Genomic DNA, 22,290 nt, shown 5'->3' with positions numbered 1-22,290 from the left:
GGATGTTTCAGCCATCCAAAACTTATTAGATCCTTTTCATTCAAAGTACAGATATTGTTGCTGGCTTATCATATTTTTAATATGCAATGGCATTGCGACTTGTCACGCCCGCATCGTGATGGCTGCTTGGGATTTGCGGGCGCGACAAGTCGCGCCCTACCTCTGGCTAGCGTGATCAAACCTTTAGAAGGGTGCTTGACCTACTAACGCAGCGCATTTTTTTCAGGCACGCCTAATTGTCATTCTTCCTGCTAATTGTTGGCATGATTCGATTATCACCTCATTTTTCGATGCTATTGTTGGGCTTGAGCTCCTGCTGGATGCATTCTGAATTATCTGCAGAAGATCTCGCGACGCCTGCATTGACGCCCGTGAGTTTCCAGGCAGATTGGTTTTCCAATGCTCAGTTTGCTGGATTTTTCTGGGCCGAGCAGGGCGGTCTCTATGCCGAGCACGGATTAGACTTTAAGTTTTTGCCATTTGAATATGGCACACACTTCATTGAAGACGTGGCTTCGGGCAAAGCAACCTTTGGTACTGCTGAAGCCTATATTTTGATCGATGCGGTTGCAAAGGGGGCCGATTTGGTCGCCTTAGGTGCCGTACTCGTTAAGAGCCCTGCGGGCTATATTTATTTAAAGGAAAGTGGCATCGAAGGCGCCGCCGACTTAAAGGGAAAGCGAGTGGGCATTCATGCCTACACGGATGAGCTGTTTAAGTTCTTCGTCGCCACCGCCGGCCTACCGGAGGGTTCCGTCGAGCCCGTTAAAGTGCAGCATAAGATCGAAACCTTGCTGGATGGATCGGTTGACCTGCATCAAGGTTATGCGATTGATGAAATGCTGCGGTTACAATCCATGACGGATCAGCCCGTGGGGACTCTGTTATTTGAAGACTTGGGCATGCCGATGTATTCGATGGTGATTTACAGTAGTCGCAAATATGTGGAGGCGCATCCGGAAGTCGCAAAGGCCTTTGTCGCGGCCTCGGCTGCTGGCTGGGAGCGTGCCATGAGAGCGCCCGAAATTGCTGCTTTGATTGTGAATGGACCCTATGCCAGTGAGGAAGTTGACGCAGCCATGGTGCCCGTCCAGGCTAAAGCATTAAAGCCATTTGTCATGAAAGAGGGCCATCACACCTTATCGATGACCAAGGCTAAGTGGGCGGCGATGCAAAAAAACTACCTAGAGACGGGTATGATTAAGCAGGCGATCGATTTAGATAAGTTCTTGGAATTTTCCTATTCAGATTTGAAGTGAGATTTACATCTCACTTCGGCTGATTTTTACGAAGGCATCCAGCAAGCGGGCACGCACGTCTGTCATGATGTACGTTGCTTGAGGTTGCTGTGCTCGCTTGGAAGCTGTCTCATAAATATACTAGAATATATTTGTGTGGAGGTGGGGACCTCTCGCCGAGAGGTCCGTTCGCGCATTGAGTCCGAAAATCGTCGGGTCGTGGATTTTTCAGCGCTCCTTCATTTCGAACGGACGCCTTGGCAAGGCATCCCTACCAATAAAGGCTTTGCTTCAGGTTGCGTACGCTTGTCATGCCCGAAGGGGCTGATGACTTGGCTGACTGATCAAGTGCAGACGTCCGATGAGCGAACACGCCACGATGCTTCGGCTCTGCTCTACTCGCTCGGTAAAAACTCTGCGGTCATGACATCCTTCGCTGTGATTGTATCTGCTTCGATGACTTCGAGTTCGACCAGTTGATCAATCTGCTTCTGGAAACGTTCGGCTGTGATATCCAGATAATCGGCAAAGAAACCTGCGCTCGGATTGCCGCGGTGTAGCTTTTCGGTGATGATCTGATTACGAGACCAAGCTAAATATTCGGGCGTCACCTTGGGGTTGATCTTTAACATGATCTCGTGCGCTGGTGTCGGATCGCCTTCGACATATTCGATATAGCCTTTCTTGAGCGCGCGTAGTAGGGCCTTGAGCTCTTCTGGGTGCTCGCGCGCAAAGCGCTTGTTGGTGAAGAGGGAGGTGTAGGCATCAAAGCCAGCGTCCCATACGTAAAGATACTTGAGATCGACACCTTGCTGTTCGACGTAAAATGGCTCCGCGATGTAGAAGCCCTGTTGAATGAAACTCGGATCTTGAATTAGGCGCTGGAGTTGGAAGTTTTGCGGGATCACTTCGAGCGTGATATTGTATTGCTTTTGCACATACGGAAGGAAGGGCCATTCCGGGCGAGCCATGATAGTTTTGCCGTCGAGTTCCTTCCATTCAGTGATCGGGTTGCTGGCTTGCAGCATCATAGCGCTAGGATCTTGTTGGAAGACGGCTGCGATGTTGATGAGTGGGGCGCCATTGGCAGTCGCCATGACTACGCTGGTGCTGTCAGCTTGGCCGACTTGGGCGATGTTGGCGCCCACTTTGTTGAGCGAGTAGGAGCCCGTGCCGCCTTGGACGAGTGTGACGTCGAGACCTTCATCTTCAAAGTAGCCGAGTGCCTTGGCAGTGTAGAGTCCACCATGTTCAGGTTCGGCCACCCAGTCGAGTTGGATGGAGAGCGGGAATAGGCCATCTTTGGCTTGAATGTCGGCTTGATCCCCACATCCGATAAGTGCGAGTGCTGCCGCTACTGTGATAACGTGAGAGGCGAGTAAATGGAGTCTGTTATGCATTCGAGTTTGGATAGATTTTGAATAAAAAAGGGCGGACAGAATAATCCGTCCGCCCTGGAGAGTTTAGTTAATGCTCCGTTTAGAACATGTATTTGAACGATACTGTGTAAGTGCGTTCGGGTGCTTTAGTGACGAGTGTATTCGCTGCGAATGTGGGGTCACTGCCGTAGAAGTAATCTTCGTTGGTCAAGTTATCGATGTTGAAAGCAACTTCCCACTTCTCTGTCGTATACTTAGCACCTAAGCTAGAGATGAGCGCGGCGGGAAGCTCGATGTTGTGGTCGAAGCTAGAGTAGAACTCTTCTTGCCATGTGACACCACCGTTGACTTGAAATCCATTGTGGAAGTCGTAAATCCCGAACAGCTTGATCACTTGTTGTGGCGAGCCTGGGTAGACTAGGTCTGTGTTGGCTGCTGGAATTGAGTTGCCAGTGTTGGCGTCGAGTGCGCCTCCTAACAAGGCCCAGTCCTCTTCTGAGTGAGGTTGACTTCTGTAATCCAAGCCTGATACACGGCGAACTTCTTGCCATGTGTAGGATCCGATCAATGTTAGGTGGTCGGTAACTAGCCATGTGATTTCAGCTTCGATACCTTCACCTTCGATTTCATTACTTTTCTGTTCGCGTGAATCAAATGAACTTTGTTCCCATTCATAGTAAGCGAGTGAGGTGAAGAGAGAGCCTTCAAAAAAGTTAGCTTTAATACCAACTTCCCACAGATTGTTTTCGGCGAAGTTCCCTGCGCCAGAGATCACTCCTGCTTGGCTAGCATTGACGGATGTGCCTTCTTGGTAATTTCCGTAGAGGAAGACATTATCGATCAACTCGAAATTGAGGCCAATGCTCCAGTTTAAGAAGTCTGTGTCACCGCTATTTGCTTCGTGCTCTGCTAAATCTGCGTCCCAACCTGCTTCATCATTCCAAGGCCATTTGGTGAAATCCACTACGGATGGAACGCCGACATCATAGTCTGCGTATTCGTAGCGAGTGGATCCCAGTAGGATTAAACGATCTTCGAAGAGTTTAGTTTGACCACTGAGGAAAGCTGCCAGTTGTGTCATCTCGGACTCACCGTTAGAGCCAATTCCAAAACGGCCCCATTGGTTTACCCCGCCGATTGGAGAGTCATCGCCTGCTAGGACGATTGTGTTTGACGAGATTGTGTCTTGGGTGATGTCACGGCGACTGAAGGGCTCATCCCAGAAGTCTGTTAGCTGCAGCGCTTCACTGTAACGAATACTTGCACCATAAGTCAGTGTGGTGTATGGGATCAACGTGCGATCTGTGACGGTGGTCTTTAATTCGATAACGTCTTGTTCGGATTCGAAAGCATAGCCGTATGACGAATTCTTTTCAGTTTCCATGTGTTCGAACAATCCCTTAACTGTGATTGTGCGATCCGGATCTGAATCAAATACGATATCGCCGAATAGAATTAAGTCATTCGAGTTTGCGTAGTCACCCGGGTCGGAAAGGACTTCGTTGCCGTCGATTTTTTCAGTGAGTACCTCACCTCCGTTGTCGAAGTAAGCTTGTGTGTAGACATATTTATCCTCACCGGCGTCGTATGTCATGAAGCCAATGAGAGCTGGGTCAATTCTGGCTTCGGCGACTTCGGCTGTCAGTGCTAGCGCTGTAGTTGAGCCAATCTGCCCGCGGTCTACGGTTCCATACCAATCGCTGCTGGTTGCATTGAGTGGCTCACCGATGACATATTCACCGTCATCAATCAGTTCTTGTGTCGGACGGTTCCAACCTACGTTTTCATTCGACTTGTAGTCGAAATACTCACCGCCCAAGAAAACGGAGACGCCGTCCTTGGGGCGAAACTTGATTGCACCATAAACGGATGTGTAATCGTTATAAATATCGTCGTAATAGCTTTCACCGTCTTGCGTGGTGATCGATACGCGGTATGCCGCAGGGGTATCACCCGGCAGTAGGAAGGGTGCGCCGAAGTCGGCCGACAGTGTTTTGCGACCCCAATTATCGAGTTCTAATTTGATCGATCCTTTTTCTTCATCAAAGAAAGGAGACTTGGGAATCAAGTTTACGAAACCACCAACTTTAGTGGCCGAGAAATCTGCAGGAGCTGGGCCCTTGACGACTTCGATCGCTTCTAGTGAACCGAAGGAAAGTGGCATCTCGTTACGATTGTAAGCGCGCAGCATGCCGTTGATGAATGTGCCCCCCTTGACACCACGAATTGTGGGCGCACCCGCAAGCCCGTAGTAGTTCACGGTCTGTGTGCCGGCGCCGATCTTTTCCAGATCGTCGAGGTCATCGATGCTGAACTGCTCCATGAGTTCTGGAGAGATCAGTGTCACTGATCTCGGCACTTCCAACACGCTGGTGGCGTCGTTAAATAGGCCTGAAATGGCTCGGTCAGTAGGTAACACGCTATCGTTGAGTGCAGCAGCACTTTCTTCAGCGATGAACATTTCCAGTTCTGGAAGTTCTTCCGCTTCAGTGCTTTCTTGCGCCTGAAGGCCCGGGTAGGCTATCGGTGTTAGAAACAGCATTGACAATAATGCTCTATTTTGGGTTATCTTCATGTGTGGTGTGGTTGTTTTGTTTAGTTTGTTGGTAGTCGAATCATCGTCATGCTTAGCAACAGCCATGCCACAATTTTTATTTTCTAATTTGTTTGAACAAAATTACTAATGCTGAGTCGGATTATTCGACCTTCTGTTGTGAGCATGCATTCTCGTTTTCTGCATGACATTGATCACAGTGTTATTTTTCCTTTGAGAAAAAAGTGTAGGTGTATGCCTCACCTTTTCTTGCAGGCTAGTAGTTGGATGATTGCAGATAAGCCCTTATGAATACTGCCTTCATGTATCTCTCTTTCTCGTTCTTCGATGCGTTGGATGAGGAGTTGTTCAAAGTCTTCCGTTAGGATTTTTGAGCTGTAGGCCGTTTCGATTGTTGGTGGGCCTCCGACTCCGCGACCCACATTTGCGGGGGTATAGGCTTCTAATATGAGAGAGCCGCCTGGTCGTAATGCGGGTGGAATTTGTTTATGAATCTTTTTGCGCAAATCCTCTGGAAAATGAGCAAAGATGGACACAATTAGATCATATCGCTCAATTCCTAGATCGAAATTAGCCAGATCGGCATGAATGGTGGTGAGCTTTTGTTGCTCACTCTTTGCGAGTTTTTGTGCTTTGCGTAGGCCGACGATAGAGAGGTCGACAGATGTGACGTCGAAGCCGAGCTTTGCTAGGTAGACGCCATTGCGGCCTTCGCCGTCTGCGAGGCAGAGGGCTCGTTTGCCCTTGGGTTGAGCGATTGTCGGTGCGACTTCGGCGAGAAAGTCGTTGGGGTTTGTGCCGTAAATGTATTCAAACTTATCATACCGTTCGTCCCAAAATGATTTCATAGTGCTATCTTCCTTAGCTGTGATGTTTGCTACTAAAGTTTTCGGCATGTGAGTTCGGCCCTTAGTGTGCGGACACGTTTGAGTGTGTTTTCTAAGTGCAGACTCTGTTGCTGTGCAAATGTGCTCCATAGCTTTTGCCCAATCGTTTGATATTTGCCGAGTTCGCAAAGTTTGACCTCTACGGGCTCACCCCAACATCCGTCTGCTGACAAAGCTTCGAGTAGGCCGTAATTGAAGGCCATCTCGCTTTGTTCGGGGCTCCATTGGCCGTAGCGACCTGGGCGGATGAGTTCCGGGCGTAAAAAGGCGGTCGTGTAGAGTGGCATTGGGCCTCCGTGCATGCCACGCAGATCGCTCAGCCCGGCGGCCTGGTATGCGCTTTTCATGCTTGCGGCTGCGCCATCTTTTGCGGAGATGATGGTGAGGTCCGGGTGCGTGGCATTGAGTTCTTTGACTGTGGCATTTTCCCAGTGGGAGCCACCGTGTGGACTTAGGATTATGAACTCGCGGTAGCCTTGTTGTTGCAATTGCTCAATCAAGGTGCTGCTGATCGCTTGCATCATACGCGCGCTAAAGGAGAGCGTGCCTGCGAGTGATCCATGCTCTTGTGATGTATTGAAGGGGATCGTGGGCAGGCGATAGGCGCTGAGTGCCGTGGCATATTCCTGGGCGAGGAAGTCTGCGAGCAGAGTGTCAATGTTGCAGGGCAGGCAGGGGCCGCATTGCTCGGTGCCTCCAAAGACCAGCAGGGCGCGTTGAGCGCGTGCGCTCTTGAGCTCGGTGCTGGTGCATTCGCTCGAGAGTTGCCGCATTAGTTCTTACTGGATTCAGGTGCCCAATTGCCGTAGCTGCCGGGCTGGTAGTTTTGTAATTTGCCTGGATTGAGTAAGCCCTTGGGATCCGCGTAGTCTTTGACTGCTAGTTTGTCATCGAGATCATGAATGTGCATGCCTTGGTCGAGGTAGGGAGTGTGGGCACTGCCGGTGGGGACTCCGATGCTTTGCATAAATTCGCGCATCTCAGTGAAGCGCTCGGGGGTGGTGTAGCGGAAGATGGTGAGGCAGGCGTAGATCGGTTCGTCTTGGGTGTAGTCACGCAAAATCTCCAAGTGCCACCAGAGCTCGTCGGGGAACTTTTCTTTGATCGCGAGCATCTTCTCTTTGTAGTTTGTGGGATCGAAGCGATTGGCCATATAGGAATAGCTTGGATCAAATTTGAGGGCCCATAGTGTGGTGTGGTTGTAAGTGAAATCCGAATACATGGGCGCTTTACGCGGTTCATGTGGTTCGATCTCGTGCTGCACGGATAAACCGCGCTCTGCGACCAATGCCTTGAAGGCTTCGGATTGGCTTTCTTCGATTTCGAAAAAGATTAGATGTGAGTCGCTGCGGATCCATTTCTTCAGCCCCTTGAAATAACTGGGGATGGGCCATTCGTGGACGCTGATGAGGCGCTTGTTCCAGCTTTTATCATCCGCCATTTCGACGGCAAATTCCATCAGTGCCCACCAGTCTTCGCTTGTCACCATGATCTGTCGCCAATCAGCTTTGGGCGCGAGACGTAGGGTGATGCGAGTGGAGATGCCGTTGGTGCCATAGGTGTGGTGCACCTTGCGTGTTTCTTCCTCTTCCAGGCGAAATTTGCGAGGTGGGTTTTCTACGGTGAGTAAGTCGACTGCTTTGATGGTGCCAGCTTCTTGTAGGCGTCCCCATGTGACCGATCCGATGCCGCCGGAGCCGCCGCCGATATAGCCGCTGAGGGTGGAGCGTACCCATGTGGATGGGTAGCTGCGTAGTTCCCAACCTTCTTTGCGCACGGCGTTTTCGAGTGTTTGGATGCGGACGCCTGCCTGGGCTTCGACCCAGCCGTCACCAATCTCAATGATTTCGTTGAGCCCGTTGATGTCGATCAGTACGCCACCTTCAAAGGGGGTGCATTGACCGTAATTTCCAGTGGCCGCGCCGCGAATCGTGACCGGCACTTCCTCGGCGACACAGGCAGCAATTATTTGCTCCAGTGCTTCTTCGCTTGTAACTTTGACCACCGCGTCGGCTCGCTTGCTGGCGAGTGATTCCTTTAGGAAGGGTGAATACCAGGCGTAGTCGCGTGAGAGCTTGAGCGTGGATGTTTCGCTGGTGATCAGGCTCGTTTCGCCAACAATGCTGGCTAATTGAGAAAGGAAGGCTGTGTTGAGTTCCATGGCGCTATATCGCTGACACTTTGGTTTTTTATTCAGTGATCATTGCCTGAACCTCAGCGGGCAAATACTTCGTGGGGGCGAGTTCTTTCGCATCCATCGGCTCGCTGATGAGTCCTACGTCGTGCAGGGTGTCGATGAGCTTTTGCATGTGTGCGGGTTGTATTAAGCCAGTTTGGTCGACTGCTTCATTACCTGCAACTAGATGATTTTCCAGCATGGCGTTGACGCTGTATTCGAGGAACTCAGGTTTCATTTTGGTGTGAAGTTGTGTGATCAAAGCATTGGCGCGTTCACGGGGGCCAGCCATGTAGGACTTCCAGCCTTTAATCGATGCGGCGACGAAAGCTTCGACGATTTCTGGGTGTTTCTCCGCATAGCCTTTACTGGTGAAGATGACACGATAGGGGTCGAATCCACTATCAGCGATTAGCAGTGTTTTGGCGTTCGCGCCCTCTTTCTTGATATAATAAGGCTCATTGGTGATGAAGCATTGTTGTACGAAGTTGATGTCAGCTAAGAAGCGGCTCATTCCGAAGTCGAGTGGCACAAGGTTTAGGCTGATGTTGTATCGCTTTTCTAGGTAGCGAATCATGGCGGCACCTGGTGTGGCCATAACGGTGCGGCCGTCTAAGTCCTCAAAGCTGTCGATCCCGCTCTCTTCGTGCACCAGAAAGGCTTGTGGATCGTGTTGCATCAAGGCTGAGACGATAATCAGGGGGAGGTTGTTGGATGCGTGCACGATCATATCGTCGGCGCGTCCAATGCCGAACTCCACTTTTTGACTGACAACTTTCTGGGTGCCCATCGCGTTGGGACCACCTTGGCTGATTGTCACGTCGAGGCCGACTTCTTCATAGTAGCCTTCGACGACTGCTTGGTAGAAGCCTCCGTGTTCGGCCTGTGCATACCAGTCCGTTTGTAATGTAACGGGGATTAGGCCTGTCTCACTTTCTTCGGCGTTTTTTCCGCAGCCCATTAAAAAGAGGCCTGCCGTGAGCAATAGGGAGAGGTGAGGAAGTTTGTTTTTCATTGTAAGAAGTGCTGTGGATTTATGTGTTGTCGGTTTTGCGCGCGGATTCGTGCCAGTCTTTGAGTAGATACCAGTGCAGCCAGTTGACACAGCCGACGAATACGAAGCCTAGCATACAGGCAACTAATGCTGTGGCGAAGAGTTCCGGGATCTTGAGCTGTGAGTTGTAGAGAATGACCATGTAGCCAATGCCTCCGACGCCTCCTTGTGAGCTACCAGCAAACAGGTCGCCGGCAATGGCTCCGATAGGAGCGAGGGTGCCTGCGATTTTCATACCTGTTAAGAAATATGGCATCGCAAAAGGCACACGTAGATACATGATTTCTTGTGCCTTGCTGGCGTTGCTCATTTCAAATAAGTCGAGCAGATTGCGATCGGTCGAAACGAGGCCCATGGTCGTGTTGGCCACGACCGGGAAGAATCCGATCATGAAAGTAATCGCGGTGATACTTGGCAGCCCTTGTCCCATCCATAGTACGAAGATGGGAGCTAGCACGACGACTGGCGTCATTTGTAGCACTAGTATCCATGGATAAAGTGCTTTTTTGACCCATACTGCAGATGCGAGAAGCATGGATAATATGTAGCCGACTGTAACGGCAGCGATGAAACCAATCACAGCGGAGAGAGCGGTTTGTCGGGTTGATAACCAGAGCGCTTCCCTTTCAGACCAGAGTGCCGTGGCAATTTGATGTGGAAAGGGAATGATTATGCGTTGCACGTCGTAGCCTACGGAGCGACCGTATAAGTAGCTGATCAAATTCCAAATTGCTAGAATGATAATCCCGGAAGCAATTGGAAGTAGTGCGGATTGAATCTTTTTTGAAGTCGTGGCCATGATGTTTTTTAGTGTACGGTTCGGATGGCATTAGAGACCTTCGCCACGTAGTTGAGATAGGCAGGGTCTTCGCGTAGTTCTGCGTTTCTTTCTTTGGGCAAATCGATTTCGATCACCTGAGAGATGCGTCCTGGATTTGCGGAAAGTACGACGACTTTATTGGATAGGAACACCGCTTCAGCGGCTGAGTGTGTGACGAAGAATGCGGTCCATTGATCACGTGCGTGAATGCGCAGTAAGTCTTCGTTTAGATTGTCGCGCGTCATCTCATCGAGAGCGCCAAATGGTTCGTCGAGCAAGAGCACGCGCGGTGCTAAGGTAAGCGCTCGTGCAATGGAGACACGCATCCGCATGCCGCCGGAGAGCTGCCATGGGAATTTGTCCAGGGCGTGTGAGAGATTGACCAGCTCCAGCATCTTGCGTGCAGTCTCTACTCGGCGCTCTGTTGATTCGCCCCGAAGTTTGAGTGGCAATTCTGTATTTTGCTGCACGCGTTTCCAGGGCAAGAGGTTGGCTTCCTGGAAAATGAAGGCCATTTCCTCGCGGGCATTTTTAGGATTCATTCCATCGACCACGACTTCGCCTTCGCTGAGGGAGTGGAGGCCGGCAATGATTTTGAGCAAGGTAGATTTGCCGCAACCGCTGGGCCCGACCAAACTAATGAACTCGCCTTTGGATGCTTGAAAATTGATGTCTTCCAATACGGTCGTCTCACCAAACCGCTTGTGGGCTTGGGTCAATTGGACCATTGGAATGTTATTACTTTTGGTAGTCATAGAGAGGACGCGTCATTCACAGGGTTGGAAGTTTGAGCCGCGAGGGGCGCACCGTGTCGTGGTAGACTGTTTGTCGGGCGCGCTTAAATTGGCTTTGATTGAGCAGGCCTAAGCGATCTGCTTTGGTGTTGGGATGGCGTGCGATGAGTGGGAAGGCCGAACTGGCGATGTCGAGGCGCAGTTGATCGCCTGTGGGAATGCAGACTGCGGTGGCATCGAACTTCAGCTTTAACTTGTAAACATCATTGTCGCCGATTGCTATAGGATTGGTTGCTGCCGCGGCCATACAGAGGAAGGTGGCGCTGCCATCGGGGCGTAGCCAAGAGAGACGCGCGACGAAGTCGGTGGCCTCGGCGGTTGTGCCGACACTGAGCTCCAGTTCGGCGTGTCCGACGATTGTTTGTTCGCGGGTGAAGGGGGCGCTATCGTAGACGAGGATGTTGTTACCTTGTTGCTGCGCCTTTAAATCTACCGGGCCCCAGACTGGGATGAAGCCACCAGGGGCGGTCACTGGCACTTCAGGGTCGTAGGCGAAATGGTCGGAGGGTGAGTCTGAGGCGGCTTCTGCGAGCAGTTGTCCATCGCCAAAGCTACTATTCGCATTGCCACCTGAGCTTAGGTGGTAGTCGATGCTACTGCTATTCGGCGGCCAGTGAGAAGCGGTTTGCCAGCAGTTTTTGCCGAGCACAAAATATTGAACCCCTTGGTGCTTGGCGTCGCCGCGGCCAAGTTGTGCGTTGAAGAATTCGACCAGCATGGCGTCTGTGTCGATGCGTAGAGCGTCACCAAAGTCGCGCCCATTCATCCATCGTTCCCACGGGATGTGTTTCCATGGGCCAAAGAGAAAGAAGTCCTTGGAGCTGTCTTTCCTGCATTGGTAGGCGAGTGTGCTGCCTTCAGAGTAGAAGTCGTAGTAACCGGCTAGATGGAAGACGGCGACTTCTGACTCGGCGAGCGCCTGGGTGCAGTCGAGAGCTTGCCAGTAATCGTCGTTTTCTGTGTGAGCCATCCAATCGACGGCATAGCTAGGGATGTCGTCGGCGCTGAGCGGTTCGGCGCTGGCGAGTGGAAACTGCTGCGTGAGCTCTTTAAAGTTGCTGTAAGACTTTTCCAGTGCAGCTGCGCTCTCCGTCGCTCCGCGGCGCCATGCGTCTTCGCGTAGCATTTGGTTGCCCCAGCTGAGTGTCGTGGCCAGGCGCAGGATGCCGTTTCTGTAGAACCAGCCATTGTAGAGATCTGCTGCAGCCATGTGGGGGGCGATGGCCACCAAGGCCTTCGGCTTATCCTTTAGCACCGCCAGCTGCGTGTATGCCTGATAGGAAAAGCCATACATGCATACCCGGCCGTCGGCGCCGTCTAGTTGAGCGGCCCATTCAATCGTCTCGCGGCCATCGGCTGCTTCGTTGCGAAAGGTGTAGAAGTCGCCTTCGGATTCTCCACGGCCGCGGACGTCTTGAATGACGACAATAAACCCGGCTCGTGCAAAGTATTCAGGTTGTGCATATACAACAGTGGATGCAATCTCGCGTCCGTAGGGCTGACGCATTAACAATACTGGTTGCGCCTGCTCACTGGGGACTCGGTAGATGTCGCTGCTAAGTTGAGTGCCATCGGATAGCACCATACTTACATTGCGCTCCACCGAGACGTCGTAGTCTTGTGAATTCATTTTAAATAGATCGGCCAGGGCCTGCGAATGCAGGCCCTGTGCCGTGGTCGTTATGAAGCTGTGTGCTTCAGGGTAGTTTGCTTACTGACATCGTTATCGGCGGTGCTGCATTCTGAGCTGGTAGGGAGAAGCCAGCACTGCCAGGCGATTGATGTTTAAACTTCTGCAGTCGCGAGTGGGTTATGTTTGTATGAGGCCATCTTGCCTGGGTTCATTAGACCCTTGGGATCGGCGAGATCTTTCAGCGCTTGCTTTTCCGATAGGTCGGGATGTGCGCCGCCTCCTTCCATCGTGTAGGTGTGTGGATTGGCCACAGCCACACCAATGGATTCACAGAAGGCGATGATTTCGTTGAGTCGTTCTTCAGTTGTGTAGCGAATCAATGGAATGCCCCCGATGGAAACGCCCGGCTTTTCTGTTCTGAATTTTGAATTACCGAGTGTCATTTCAATGTGTATCAATACTTCGTCGCCGTATTTATCTTTCAGCTTCTTGAAGTTGCCATTGAAGTCCTCGCCAAACCCGCACTGCAAATAGGTGATGCTCGGGTCGGCTTTAATCGCCCAGAGTGTGGTATGGTTCCATGTGTAGTCGGTGATAAATGGTGGCTTGGGTGGACTGCCAAATGGCTTGGAGAAAACATGTTCAATGCCCGCTGCCTTGGCCGATGCGATAACTTTTTCCGCGCATGCTTCGTCCACCATGAAGAAGGTGGTGTGCTTGTCCGCAGGTATATGCTTTCTGAGTGGTTTGAAGAAATTGGAGATCGGATTTTCGAATACGGATACCAAGCGCTTCGGAATGCTGTCGTCGCAGGCAACTTCGTAGGACCAGTCGAGCAGTTCCTGCCAGTCGTCGTGCACGAAGATTAGCTGCTCCCATGGGAACGCTTGTGCTAGGCGCATTTCAACTTCGACCATGATGCCAGTGGTGCCATAGGTATGGAGCGCTTTAATGGCATCGCGCTCTTCCAGCTTAATAAACTTTGGCTCGGCTTCCATTGTCATGATTGTGACCGATTTTACATTGTCCTTATAGGCGATGCCGCCGTTCCTGATCGAACCGATACCCCCCGAGCCTCCACAGAGGAAGCCACCGATGGTACTGATGATCCAGGTCGATGGCATGCAGGGCATTTCGTAGCCTTTTTCGCGGGCCGCGATCTCGATCTTGCGAATGGTCGCGCCCACTTCTGCATGCACGACGCCATCTACACTGAAGATGGTATTCATGCCCGAGATGTCGATGACCGCGCCGCCGTAGAGTGGGATTAATTGGCCGTAGTTGCCGGAGCCACCGCCGCGTACGACGAGTGGAATGTTGTGCTCATAGAGGTAGGCGACTGCCTCTTTCAGTTGCTCTTTGCTTTTGACCAGCAAGGCCACTTCAGCTCGCTTGTCTTCAAGCATCTCCTTTAATACGGGGGAATACCAGTAGAAGTCCTTCGAGTATTTTTCGGTCTTTTTGCCGGTAATTACTTGGTCTTCACCTAGAATCGCTTGCAGCGCTTCTAGGTTTTCAGTCGTGACTGAGGTACTGGTTATTGGTGTCGAATCAATTGTCATTCTGTGCTCTTAGCATAATCATTGCCATTCGGGTGCACTGCGCTCGATTTTTTTATATTGTGGTTTTGTCGGATGCGAATCGCTCGGATAAAAATGAATTTCTGCGGTGCGCTGGTATGCACTATGCTAAGCGGTGGCATGCTATCTATTCATCTATTTAATCGATTGCGGCGTGTACGTGCATTCGTTTTTCCACTACTGTTGCCGTCGCTGCTTGTGTTGCTGTTGCCTGTCAGTGTGCAGGCCGCTTATGTTGATAAGGCTGATCTGACTGGTGATTTAATTGTGGAATTAGCCAGTGACCCTGCGCAGGATTTTGTCATACAGCGGGATGCGCTCTATGATATGGGGGTGAAGACTGAAGCTGTTTATATCCCATATTTAAAGAAGACTATTCAATGCACGGTCTTGCCGCTCGCAGCTATACTTGATGCGTATCCAGAGTTTGATGCAGCATTTGCGTATTGTTACGATGGATACATATCTTATTATACATCTGAGTTTATTGCTGAGTATGATCCTTATGTTGTACTGGACTTAGAGGGGAATGAGCGGGGGGATATGCAACTGGAAGGCACTCCCGATATGGGCCCATTTTATATTACTTTTGCGAAACAGTTGACTGCGGGGTCGGAGGAGATTCTCGACCCTGCGAATAAGCGGCCATTCGGTGTGTATAAGCTCAAGCTGGGGAGTCAGGAGAGTTTAGTCGGGCCCTTGTTTGAGGCGCCCTTCGACACGATGGATGCGAACGCGCAAGCGGGTCGTGAGATCTGGATGAATAATTGCATGAGCTGCCATTCCTGGGATCCTGTGGGGCCCGGTGGTAACCTTTCTAATCGAATTGTAAAAATTGTTTCGATGCACGCGAAATATAATAAACAATATTTTCACGACTTTGTGAAAGACCCTCAAGTGACGATGCCAGATTCAAAAATGCCGAAGCATCCCCACTATAGCGATGAAACCATTGAGCAAATCCGCCAATTCCTGACCCATGTTCCCAATTAATAAATTTGAATTTTTCGGTGCCGCGCTTGCGTTGAGCACTTCACTTTTTTGTAGTTGCGCCTCTTCTGAAAAAAGCGCCAACAGCCCCGCAGTTGCTTCAGTCTCTGAATTAACACCGGTACGCGTGCAGTTGGACTGGATTTATAATGCACAGTTTGCAGGCCTGTTTCAGGCGGTCGAGCAGGGGTATTATGCCGATGTTGGCTTCGAGGTCAGTATCCTGCCAGGTGTCGGCGCGGACGAGATTAAGCTGGGCGATACGCGTGAGCCAGTCTTTAGCTTCGGTTCGACCGAGAGCAATGTGCTGATCGGCAAAGTTGCCGAAGGGGCGGATGCGGTTGCGATCGGTGCGATGTTTCAAGATAGTCCGATGGGCTGGATGTATTTGAAAGAGGGGCCCATCGAATCCTTTGAGGATTTGGTCAACGTGCGCGTGGGCATTCATGCCGATGGTGCGCGAGTCATCGCTCTGCTGCTGGAGCAGCAAGGGGTGGATGCCAGTGGGCTGGAGACTTTTGCCGCTAGCTATGATCCTCAGCAGCTCTTAGATGGTAAGGCCGATGCGTTGCAATGTTACTATATCGATGAGTTTGTGAAACTGGAGCAAATGGTCGGCGATCGTGCGGGGGTTTTTCTGGCGCGTGACTATGGCTACCGTGCGTATTCGCAAGTGATGTACACCTCCGGACTGACGGCTACGGAGCATCCGCAAGTTGTGGCAGATTTTTTAGCCGCGACCAAGCGCGGATGGGAATATGCCTTCGCGCATCAGGAAGCCACGATTGATTTGATTCTTTCGAAGTATAATCCAAAGCTCGAGCGTGACTATCAGATTCGTTCGCTGGCAAAAGTTGAGGAGTTGATGGTGCCTGAGCCAGGAGCCTTATTCCGTCCAATGGACCCCGAAGTCTTGAAGGCAGGCCAAGCGCACTTGTTGAAATATGATTTGATTCCAGAAGCAGTCGATATCGATGCGCTCTTGGTGCAACAATACCTCCCTTAATGATCCCCAATGACTGAAATTATTTTAAAAAATGCGCGTATTCCGCGCAGTCTCTCACCTTTTCCTCAAGGAGAAAGTGTACTCGTTGATTGTGATATCCGTATGCAGGATGGCTTGATCACAGCTGTCGATCCCGCTGGTTCAGGCCATGCCAGTGAAGCAGCCTCGGTGAATGACTTGCAGGGGCGCATTGTGATGCCCGGCTTCTTGGATGCCCACGTGCATATTGATAAGGCCTTTACCTGGGCTCGTGCACCTAATGTGCGTGGCGAGTTCTGGGATGCGATTGAATTGCTCAGTAAGGATAAGGAGAATTGGACCGCCGAAGATCTCTATCGGCGCGGGACTTTTGCGCTTCGCTGTGCTGAGGCGCACGGAAGCGTGGCGCTACGCACCCATGTCGATACGGGGCTGGATTGGGGCGAGGTCAGTCACGATGCCATGCAAACCTTACGCGAAGAGTGGGCGGGCCGGATCGATTTACAGACAGTCAGTCTGTGTGGGATCGAGTCATACCTGGAACCTGCCGGTCGGCGCATTGCGGAGTGGACGCTGAAGCATCCGAACGCGCTGCTGGGAGGGATGCCGCAAATGAATCCGGACTTGGATAAACAGTTGCGCTACTTTTTCGATCTCGCAGCCGAGATGGGCGTGGGTGTTGATTTACATGTGGATGAAAATGGCAATGCCGAGGCGGAGTGTTTGCGACATATTGCTCAGATTGTTTTGGAGAAAGAATTTCCTTACCCTGTCACTTGTGGCCATGTTTGTAGTTTGGCCGTGCAAGATGCGGAGCGTGCGGCATCCACGATTGATCTGGTGCGGGAAGCCGGAGTGCAGATTATTTCGCTGCCACTGTGTAATTTGTATTTGCAAGGGCGCCCTACGGAGACGGGGCACCGCGGTACGCCGCGCTGGCGCGGCGTGACACTTTTACATGAATTGCATGATGCCGGTGTGACGACGGCTTGCGCTAGCGATAATGTGCGGGACGCCTTTTACGCATGGGGTGATTTTGATATGTTTGAAGTCTTTACGCAAAGTATTCGTATCGCTCATCTTGATACAAAACCCGCTGCAGCTTGTGCGATGGTGACTTCCGGACCAGCTGCGATTATGGGGCTTTCTCAATACGGTAAAATTGCAGTTGGCATGGATGCCCGAATGGTTGCTTTCGCGGCGAAGAGTTTTAATGAGTTACTCTCGCGCCCCAATCAAACACGCGAGTTGATCGGTTATCATTCAGATGCGAGCAGTGTGCCTGCATACGATGAGCTCTGATGCATTTGGTATACTTTTTATCTTTCGCGGCCTGAATGTGAACTTGGCTTTGATTTTGCTAAGAGGTCTGCATGATACTGATTCGACTATCTAAAATCGCGCTCGTACTCTCGGTTGCGTTCTTCCTATTCCTTGTGGTCCTTAATAATATTACTGACTACGGATCCAACTATCTCTTCGTTGAGAATGTGCTCGGCATGACGACTGTCTTTGAGGGGAATCAACTGATGTGGCGTGCGATTGATTCGCCTGCGATTCATACCATCTTTTATTTCTCAATCATTCTCTGGGAAGCATCCGCAATGGGCCTATGTATCTTTGGCGGCTATCAGTTATTCAAGCGCTTGAAGGGGACTAAGGCCGAATTTGAAGGTGCTAAGCAATTCGCGATCGCGGGTTTGGTTTTGAGCATGTTACAGTGGTTTATCGCATTTATTTCAGTGGGTGGTGAGTGGTTTACCATGTGGCAATCTCCGAGCTGGAATGGGCAGGACGCCGCCTTTCGCATGTTTGCCTGTATCGGCATCGTCATGCTGTTTCTTTATCTGCCCGAGTTCGGGGAAGAGTCAGAAAGCTAGGCACGCGCCATGCATTATCAGGATTGTATTGTTTTTCACGGACCCGAAATGGCTCCGATGCGTTGCGCGTCTTTCCGTGCGGAGGGGGATCGAATCGTTGAGATGGACCTCATCGAGCCGGTGCAGCGCATTGAGCATGGAGCGATTGTGATCATTCCCGGCTTGGTGAATGCGCATACTCACATGGGCGACAGCTTTATTCCAGATGGCGCGACTGGCTTGACCTTGGAAGAGGGCTTCTTTCGGCCAGATGGTTTCAAGTATCGCGAGATTGCGAAGTTGGATCGCGCGTCGCATGTAGACTTTATTAGCGATGCGCTTAGCTACATGGCATGCAGTGGCACGGTGGCGCATTTTGATTTCCGAGAGCAGGGAGCCGAGGGCGCGACACGCTTAAGAGAAGCCAGTGATCGCACGGGTGTGCGTTCAGTCATCCTTGGGCAGTTCGATAGTGTACCTTTTGATCTCGCAGCCCTGACTCGCAATACGGCCGATTTCGATGCTACGGCGATGAATGAGCTACGTGCGCTGTTGGAAGTCGCCGATGGTTTCTCCGAGAGTACCATGAACGACCTGACCGATCCCGCGTGGCAAAGCGTGCGCAATTTAACCCATGCCATGGGCAAAGCGCGTGCGGTGCATTGTTTGGAGAATGAGGGCTACCGTGAGCTTTCATTGCAGCGGACGCAGCGTGGGGATTTGATTCAAGCAATCGAGTTGTATCAACCAGATCTGATTGTGCATCTAACAGTCGCCAATGACGACGAAATACAATTGCTGGCAGATTCTGGAATCACTGCGGTGTTGAACCCACGTGCCAATGCGAACCTTGGGCTGCCGCTACCGCCTATAGCAAAATTAATGGATGCGGGCGTGAACCTATTGTTAGGCACTGATAATGGCCTACTGAACAGTCCCAGCATGTTGGCTGAACTTGATTTTACCTATAAGCTCGCCAAGAGCCAGTATGGTGATGCGCTGCGCCCCGATCCGGCAGAAATTTTAAAAATGGCCACTTCCAATGTCTCTAAAACACGCTGGGGACAAGAACTGCCGGGCGCACTTGAGCTGGGAAGTGTCGCCAATTTTACGGTCTTAGATTTTAATCAAACGCATCTGCGACGAAGTGCACACCTCGTCGCGTCTGTGCTCACCCGTGTCACTCCCGAAGACGTGCTACAAACTGTGCGCGCCGGGAAAGTGATCTACCAACACAATTAATATGAAACATTACCTTTATGAAGGAAACGACGACTTCGCCTGGCATGCCAGGCGCTGGCCGCAATTTGATGAATACGCATCACCCGAGCAAACGCTTGTGATACTACCCGTTTACTCGATTGCCGACTGGTGCATGGGGCGTCCAATGGATTCGGAGGAAGTTGTGGGCTCAGTCGTCTTAGACCAGGCACTGGAAGCGACGCGTGAGGAATTGACGGCTTTAGTGCTGCCTCCGATCCGTTTCAGTCCGCGTCAGTCGGTCGGCACACAATTTCACTTAGACATTGAGCTCGCGCATCAAATGATGATTGAGACGATTCGCTCCGCAGCCGTGCCCGGCTTCAAGCGCTTTGTTTTGTTCAATACCAGCCCATTTCTTGAGGAATGGATCGATGTGTGCGCGCGCGACCTGCGGGTGGTGCATGATTTGCAAATCTTCTGTGTCAACCTTTCCGGGGTTGGGCTCGACTTCCACCCTAGTCGGGGAGGGGACCGCAGTGGTCTCGATTCGATTCTTACCGAGGTGCTTGGCGAGGCGGCAGAGCGCGTCGATACGGAGGCCGCAGCAGCACTGGATCCGATTCCAGGCTCTGTCGTGAAAACAAATGATCCATTGGGGGCACACCCTGAGGGCGCTTCGGTGCTATTGGACGAAGTGGTGGCATCCACCGCGCGCTTACTGCGCGAAATTGATACCCACGCACCCCTGCAAGATTACGCTTTGAATAAGGAGGAAACAGAATGAGTTGGCCCAGTTATAGAAACCGTTATTTGCCTGCGATGACACGTGGGGCAATCGATACATTGCCGAATAAGGACAAAGCCTTTGTAGTCTTGCCAACTGGAGCGATTGAGCAACATGGTCCGCAACTACCTGTAGGTGTGGATGCACTGCTCGGGCAGATTTATTTAGACCGAGCGATGCCACTGCTGGCAGAAGATGCCCCCGTCTATGTGGCTCCGCCTATTCAGGCTGCCAAAAGTAATGAGCATACCGGATATCCAGGCACCTTGATACTGCATCGTGAATCGCTACGACAATTGATTGTGTCTGCGGGACGTCAGCTTTCGGAGTGGGGATTCAAACGTATAGGAGTTTTGAATACGCACGGTGGCAATATCTCAGTGATTAAAAGTGCACTGCGTGAGTTGAGTTTAGACTATGGCATGGAAGTGCAAGTGCTTTCCTCTCCCTACGAAATTGACATCTGTGCCCGTGAGCGCGCCTACGGCATACATGCCAACGAAGTGGAGTCTTCGCTGATGTATGCGACCACCCCCGATATGGTGGACCCCGCGTCCGCTACCTGCTGCTGGACGGGCACTCTGGACGATCCTAAGATCTTAAAATCTGAATTCGCCCCCGCAACTTATGCGTGGAAGACTTTAGATATTTCACGTTCCGGAGTGGTGGGCGATGCCACCGTGGCCACCCGCGAGAAGGGCGAGCTCTGGATCTCACGCGCCGCCGAGGCCCTCGCCGCGCGACTCACCGAATTAGTCAGTTAAACTGAAGACCTCATTATAAAACCTATGAAACCTAGCATCACACGCACTGCAGTCCTGCTCGCTCTAGCGACAGGATCCATCGTTCACGCCTATCAGGTCCGCTCCGATATGATCCTCACTATGGCGGATGGGCAGGCGACGGTGATTGATGGTTATATGGAAGTCGGCGAAGATGGTCGCATCGTCGCGATCGAGGCGGGTGAGCCACCGGCATCTTCCTCCGAGGAGATCGTCGACGCGCGTGGGCGTATTGTGATGCCCGGTTTTGTTTCGGGGCACAATCACTTGTGGCAAAGTGCCTTTCGTGGACTTGGCGCGGATCAAGAACTCTATGGCTGGCTGAAGAGTCTACATTGGACCTTCGGCCGGCATTTTGAGACCGGCGACATGTATGCCTTTACCTTGCATGGAGCTCTCGATCAGATGGTCAATGGCATCACCACTACGTTGAATCATTCGCAAACAATCGCTCCCAGCTACGAGGATTATATGGAGCAATTTGCGGCAGAGATGGATGCCGGACAGCATTTCATCTACAGCTATGTGCTCGATTCCGATGAGCCCGATGTTGAGGCTCGTAAAGCAAAACTGGTCGATTTGATTGCAGAGACCGAGGCTCTGCCCGACGGGCATCCTTGTCTGGGTTTTGGCTTACATGGAGTGGGCATTTATCGCGGCGCCGATAAAATGAGTGAAGAAGTCTCCGTGGCTAAAGAGTTGGGGCTCGATATGCAGGTTCACTACCTGGAAGAGAAGGCGGAATCACTTAAATCCGGACAATCTAACTTCCAGACGATGAAAGAGGGAGGTGCCGTCTGGGATGGCCTGGTATATGCTCATTTTATACATGTGACGGATGAGATCCTTAATGTGTCGGCTGCGGCAGGTGCGAAGATGATCTGGAATCCACTTTCGAACGGACGTTTGGCTTCAGGCCTGGCGGATGTTCCACGTTATATAGATCAGGGGTTGCAAGTCGGCCTGGGGGTGGATGGCGCCGCCAGCGCCGACATTGCGGATCCCTTTCAGAATATGCGAATGGGCATGTATGCACTCCGTATGCGTGATTCCGATGCCGGAATCATGAGCTGCTATCAGATCTTAGAGATGCACACCTTAAAGACGGCCGAAGTGCTGGAGGTTGAGGATCAAGTGGGCAGTTTGGCACCGGGGAAGTATGCGGACTTTTTAATCATCGATCCCGTTTCTCCGGTCTTCGACCCATACGCCACTTTAGTTTTTGCCAGTGATGCTTCGAATATTGAGAGCGTTTGGGTGCGCGGAGTGAAGCAAGTGGAAGCCGGTGAAGTCTTGAAACATGATCTGCCCGAATTGCGCAGTGAGGTCGCAGAACGCGTGGCACGTATCGCAGCGGCAGCGAAGAATACCAAGCCTGAAGATCACATGTAGGCGTGAGTGCGCCGTGCCTGCCGATAGCTCCAATCCTTAGGATTGAAGATACGTAGCCTCGGTTCTTTGAACCGGGGAGCGTAGGTCGGACGATCTGTCTCGCGCCTGCCGAGAGCCCCAATCCTTAGGCTTGAAGATACGTGGCCTCGGTTCTTCGAACCGGGGAGCGTAGGTCGGACG

General features: G+C 51.6%; 20 protein-coding genes. 10 read left to right on the top strand and 10 right to left on the bottom strand.

The window, feature by feature from the left end; translation table 11 throughout:
• Positions 1–207: hypothetical protein (locus QEH59_RS03225; protein WP_308983917.1), on the top strand; the 207-nt coding region annotated here is incomplete at its 5' end.
• A 56-nt stretch (positions 208–263) separates the two neighbouring features.
• Positions 264–1,259 (top strand): ABC transporter substrate-binding protein, encoded by a 996-nt coding sequence (locus tag QEH59_RS03220; RefSeq protein WP_308983916.1) that lies wholly within the window; start codon positions 264–266, stop codon positions 1,257–1,259.
• A 374-nt stretch (positions 1,260–1,633) separates the two neighbouring features.
• Here QEH59_RS03220 and QEH59_RS03215 read toward each other — a convergent pair whose 3' ends face one another.
• The 10 genes from QEH59_RS03215 to QEH59_RS03170 form a co-directional block, all read right to left on the bottom strand.
• Complete coding sequence (locus QEH59_RS03215) at positions 1,634–2,638, bottom strand: ABC transporter substrate-binding protein (protein WP_308983915.1); 1,005 nt, start codon at positions 2,636–2,638, stop codon at positions 1,634–1,636.
• Positions 2,639–2,717: 79 nt separating this feature from the next.
• Positions 2,718–5,159, bottom strand: coding sequence for a TonB-dependent siderophore receptor (locus QEH59_RS03210; protein ID WP_308983914.1), 2,442 nt, complete (start codon positions 5,157–5,159; stop codon positions 2,718–2,720).
• Between the two features lie 251 nt (positions 5,160–5,410).
• A complete protein-coding gene (locus QEH59_RS03205) occupies positions 5,411–6,019 on the bottom strand; it encodes a class I SAM-dependent methyltransferase (RefSeq protein ID WP_308983913.1) in 609 nt (202 codons plus the stop codon).
• A gap of 32 nt (positions 6,020–6,051) precedes the next feature.
• Entirely contained in the window at positions 6,052–6,831 is a 780-nt protein-coding gene (locus QEH59_RS03200) for a creatininase family protein (RefSeq protein ID WP_308983912.1), read from the bottom strand.
• Positions 6,831–8,219: an FAD-binding oxidoreductase gene (locus QEH59_RS03195; protein ID WP_308983911.1), complete on the bottom strand. Its 1,389-nt coding sequence runs from the start codon at positions 8,217–8,219 to the stop codon at positions 6,831–6,833. The genes QEH59_RS03200 and QEH59_RS03195 overlap by 1 nt, the downstream gene beginning before the upstream one ends.
• 28 nt (positions 8,220–8,247) lie before the next feature.
• A complete protein-coding gene (locus QEH59_RS03190) occupies positions 8,248–9,249 on the bottom strand; it encodes an ABC transporter substrate-binding protein (protein WP_308983910.1) in 1,002 nt (333 codons plus the stop codon).
• Between the two features lie 19 nt (positions 9,250–9,268).
• Positions 9,269–10,087 carry an ABC transporter permease gene (locus QEH59_RS03185; protein ID WP_308951452.1) on the bottom strand — a complete coding sequence of 273 codons (819 nt, stop codon included), beginning with the start codon at positions 10,085–10,087 and terminating at the stop codon, positions 9,269–9,271.
• A gap of 8 nt (positions 10,088–10,095) precedes the next feature.
• Positions 10,096–10,863, bottom strand: a complete 768-nt coding sequence (locus tag QEH59_RS03180; RefSeq protein WP_308983909.1) for an ABC transporter ATP-binding protein — start codon at positions 10,861–10,863, stop codon at positions 10,096–10,098.
• A gap of 16 nt (positions 10,864–10,879) precedes the next feature.
• Complete coding sequence (locus QEH59_RS03175; RefSeq protein WP_308983908.1) at positions 10,880–12,532, bottom strand: CocE/NonD family hydrolase; 1,653 nt, start codon at positions 12,530–12,532, stop codon at positions 10,880–10,882.
• A 155-nt stretch (positions 12,533–12,687) separates the two neighbouring features.
• Positions 12,688–14,097: an FAD-binding oxidoreductase gene (locus QEH59_RS03170; protein WP_308983907.1), complete on the bottom strand. Its 1,410-nt coding sequence runs from the start codon at positions 14,095–14,097 to the stop codon at positions 12,688–12,690.
• Between the two features lie 138 nt (positions 14,098–14,235).
• On the opposite strand from QEH59_RS03170, the gene QEH59_RS03165 reads away from it, so the two are divergent.
• From QEH59_RS03165 to QEH59_RS03130, 8 genes are all read left to right on the top strand, one after another.
• Positions 14,236–15,108 carry a c-type cytochrome gene (locus QEH59_RS03165; protein WP_308983906.1) on the top strand — a complete coding sequence of 291 codons (873 nt, stop codon included), beginning with the start codon at positions 14,236–14,238 and terminating at the stop codon, positions 15,106–15,108.
• Positions 15,095–16,111: an ABC transporter substrate-binding protein gene (locus QEH59_RS03160; protein WP_308951457.1), complete on the top strand. Its 1,017-nt coding sequence runs from the start codon at positions 15,095–15,097 to the stop codon at positions 16,109–16,111. The genes QEH59_RS03165 and QEH59_RS03160 overlap by 14 nt, the downstream gene beginning before the upstream one ends.
• A gap of 9 nt (positions 16,112–16,120) precedes the next feature.
• A complete protein-coding gene (locus QEH59_RS03155) occupies positions 16,121–17,392 on the top strand; it encodes a cytosine deaminase (protein ID WP_308983905.1) in 1,272 nt (423 codons plus the stop codon).
• A 71-nt stretch (positions 17,393–17,463) separates the two neighbouring features.
• Positions 17,464–17,970 carry a DUF2165 family protein gene (locus QEH59_RS03150; protein WP_308951461.1) on the top strand — a complete coding sequence of 169 codons (507 nt, stop codon included), beginning with the start codon at positions 17,464–17,466 and terminating at the stop codon, positions 17,968–17,970.
• Positions 17,971–17,979: 9 nt separating this feature from the next.
• A complete protein-coding gene (locus QEH59_RS03145) occupies positions 17,980–19,191 on the top strand; it encodes an amidohydrolase family protein (RefSeq protein ID WP_308983904.1) in 1,212 nt (403 codons plus the stop codon).
• A gap of 1 nt (position 19,192) precedes the next feature.
• Positions 19,193–19,936 (top strand): creatininase family protein, encoded by a 744-nt coding sequence (locus QEH59_RS03140; RefSeq protein WP_308983903.1) that lies wholly within the window; start codon positions 19,193–19,195, stop codon positions 19,934–19,936.
• Positions 19,933–20,700, top strand: coding sequence for a creatininase family protein (locus QEH59_RS03135; protein WP_308983902.1), 768 nt, complete (start codon positions 19,933–19,935; stop codon positions 20,698–20,700). The genes QEH59_RS03140 and QEH59_RS03135 overlap by 4 nt, the downstream gene beginning before the upstream one ends.
• Before the next feature lie 24 nt (positions 20,701–20,724).
• Positions 20,725–22,110 (top strand): amidohydrolase family protein, encoded by a 1,386-nt coding sequence (locus tag QEH59_RS03130; RefSeq protein ID WP_308983901.1) that lies wholly within the window; start codon positions 20,725–20,727, stop codon positions 22,108–22,110.
• Positions 22,111–22,290 lie beyond the last annotated feature (180 nt).

This window comes from Thalassobacterium sedimentorum (assembly GCF_031127905.1).
Lineage (GTDB): Bacteria > Verrucomicrobiota > Verrucomicrobiia > Opitutales > Coraliomargaritaceae > Thalassobacterium > Thalassobacterium sedimentorum.
Note: the sequence above shows the minus strand (reverse complement) of the source record. Positions and strands in the feature narration are given on the sequence as shown.

What these genes read in the sequence shown, in the direction of transcription:
- QEH59_RS03220 (WP_308983916.1), top strand. Translation starts at nt 264, where the DNA reads ATGATTCGATTATCACCTCATTTTTCGATGCTATTGTTGGGCTTGAGC.
- QEH59_RS03215 (WP_308983915.1), bottom strand. Translation starts at nt 2,638, where the DNA reads ATGCATAACAGACTCCATTTACTCGCCTCTCACGTTATCACAGTAGCG.
- QEH59_RS03210 (WP_308983914.1), bottom strand. Translation starts at nt 5,159, where the DNA reads ATGCTGTTTCTAACACCGATAGCCTACCCGGGCCTTCAGGCGCAAGAA.
- QEH59_RS03205 (WP_308983913.1), bottom strand. Translation starts at nt 6,019, where the DNA reads ATGAAATCATTTTGGGACGAACGGTATGATAAGTTTGAATACATTTAC.
- QEH59_RS03200 (WP_308983912.1), bottom strand. Translation starts at nt 6,831, where the DNA reads ATGCGGCAACTCTCGAGCGAATGCACCAGCACCGAGCTCAAGAGCGCA.
- QEH59_RS03195 (WP_308983911.1), bottom strand. Translation starts at nt 8,219, where the DNA reads ATGGAACTCAACACAGCCTTCCTTTCTCAATTAGCCAGCATTGTTGGC.
- QEH59_RS03190 (WP_308983910.1), bottom strand. Translation starts at nt 9,249, where the DNA reads ATGAAAAACAAACTTCCTCACCTCTCCCTATTGCTCACGGCAGGCCTC.
- QEH59_RS03185 (WP_308951452.1), bottom strand. Translation starts at nt 10,087, where the DNA reads ATGGCCACGACTTCAAAAAAGATTCAATCCGCACTACTTCCAATTGCT.
- QEH59_RS03180 (WP_308983909.1), bottom strand. Translation starts at nt 10,863, where the DNA reads ATGACTACCAAAAGTAATAACATTCCAATGGTCCAATTGACCCAAGCC.
- QEH59_RS03175 (WP_308983908.1), bottom strand. Translation starts at nt 12,532, where the DNA reads ATGAATTCACAAGACTACGACGTCTCGGTGGAGCGCAATGTAAGTATG.
- QEH59_RS03170 (WP_308983907.1), bottom strand. Translation starts at nt 14,097, where the DNA reads ATGACAATTGATTCGACACCAATAACCAGTACCTCAGTCACGACTGAA.
- QEH59_RS03165 (WP_308983906.1), top strand. Translation starts at nt 14,236, where the DNA reads ATGCTATCTATTCATCTATTTAATCGATTGCGGCGTGTACGTGCATTC.
- QEH59_RS03160 (WP_308951457.1), top strand. Translation starts at nt 15,095, where the DNA reads ATGTTCCCAATTAATAAATTTGAATTTTTCGGTGCCGCGCTTGCGTTG.
- QEH59_RS03155 (WP_308983905.1), top strand. Translation starts at nt 16,121, where the DNA reads ATGACTGAAATTATTTTAAAAAATGCGCGTATTCCGCGCAGTCTCTCA.
- QEH59_RS03150 (WP_308951461.1), top strand. Translation starts at nt 17,464, where the DNA reads ATGATACTGATTCGACTATCTAAAATCGCGCTCGTACTCTCGGTTGCG.
- QEH59_RS03145 (WP_308983904.1), top strand. Translation starts at nt 17,980, where the DNA reads ATGCATTATCAGGATTGTATTGTTTTTCACGGACCCGAAATGGCTCCG.
- QEH59_RS03140 (WP_308983903.1), top strand. Translation starts at nt 19,193, where the DNA reads ATGAAACATTACCTTTATGAAGGAAACGACGACTTCGCCTGGCATGCC.
- QEH59_RS03135 (WP_308983902.1), top strand. Translation starts at nt 19,933, where the DNA reads ATGAGTTGGCCCAGTTATAGAAACCGTTATTTGCCTGCGATGACACGT.
- QEH59_RS03130 (WP_308983901.1), top strand. Translation starts at nt 20,725, where the DNA reads ATGAAACCTAGCATCACACGCACTGCAGTCCTGCTCGCTCTAGCGACA.